Source organism: Cryobacterium sp. MLB-32 (assembly GCF_000738085.1).
Lineage (GTDB): Bacteria > Actinomycetota > Actinomycetes > Actinomycetales > Microbacteriaceae > Cryobacterium.
In genome coordinates this window covers 1-1,144 of sequence record NZ_JPRS01000453.1, presented here as the reverse complement: position 1 = coordinate 1,144, position 1,144 = coordinate 1, and the positions used below count along the sequence as shown (strand labels likewise).

The 1,144-nt window shown below is 61.3% G+C and carries 1 protein-coding gene; it reads right to left on the bottom strand.

Annotated elements, in window-relative coordinates; translation table 11 throughout:
* Positions 1 to 96 precede the first annotated feature (96 nt).
* A partial coding sequence (locus JF66_RS19330) for a DUF4012 domain-containing protein (RefSeq protein ID WP_035880512.1) occupies positions 97 to 1,144 on the bottom strand: 1,048 nt, incomplete at its 5' end.

The following is a 1,144-nucleotide window of genomic DNA, read 5'->3' as shown; positions in this document are numbered from 1 at the left end:
GTCGTCTGTGAAGTGGCTAGCGAGTAGGTGAGGCCTGAGGACGCCACTGCCAAGCAGCCATCTCAGCTCGACATCAACAGGAGCACAAAAGCCCGCTCAGCACCCCACCGTCAACACGGTCGTCTCCGGCAAACTAATCAACGGCGTGCTCTGCACGAACAGCTCCCCATCAAACGGCTCCGCCCCCAGCCACTTGAAGTGCAACACCGTACTCTCACCCGGCGCCAGCTCCACATCGAGCGAGCTCACCGGATACCCCTCGTCCGTGGCCGGGTGATACCCAACCTCTGCACCGTCTCGCGTCATGCCCATGTTGTCCATGTCCGGAGCACCATAAGCGGACACCATCGTCTTGATGTTGCCCGGCGTCACTTTGAACGCACCGCGACCAGTCACATATCCAGGCAAAGAGGTGGCTGCATCCGCCGGCGCCGTATTGGCCAGCGTCACGTCAAGGCCATAGTTCGGACGCCGATCCTGCCTGCACGTCGCCTGCCCCAACGCATACTTCACATCCAGGTACGAGTCCATCTTGGAGCCCGTCCCGTCGTTCAGATAGACCCCGAAGTTCTTCTCAAACTGATCACTCACGGGCAACCCGCCCGCAATCGTCGTGTCCGCCAGAACGGCCTGCTCCTCGTCATGGGCGCTCCACACGAGCACCCGATTCTCCCCGCCCGCCCGCCCGAGCTGCTCAATCAGCTTTACCGGGTCGGCCTCACCGCTAGACACTTTGGAGAACACCGAGCTGGCGGCCTCGGCAAAGAATGCATCTTGGTCGTTCGGATTCGTGTAGCGCGCATACACGTCTGCGAGAAGCAGTTGCACCGCGTTGTCGGCCGTCAGCACGTCGCCGGTGGCGAGAGTGATCGGCCCCGTCGCGTTGAGCAGGTAGCTCAGCGTGACCGGGTCGATCGAGATGACTCCGTCAACCTCCACACCGAACTGCTGTCGCCACATCTCCCGAACGATCTCGCCGGTCAACGGAAACTGCGGGGTGAGTGTGGTGTCCTGCATGAACTGTCCGGTGATGTTGCCGTAGATGCTGCGCGTGTCAGTCGGGAGATCCACAACTGGCGTTGCATACCGAGGAAAATCAGTGCTCGTGGCCTGCTGAGTGAGTTCGAGCTTGCCGTTCTCGGTG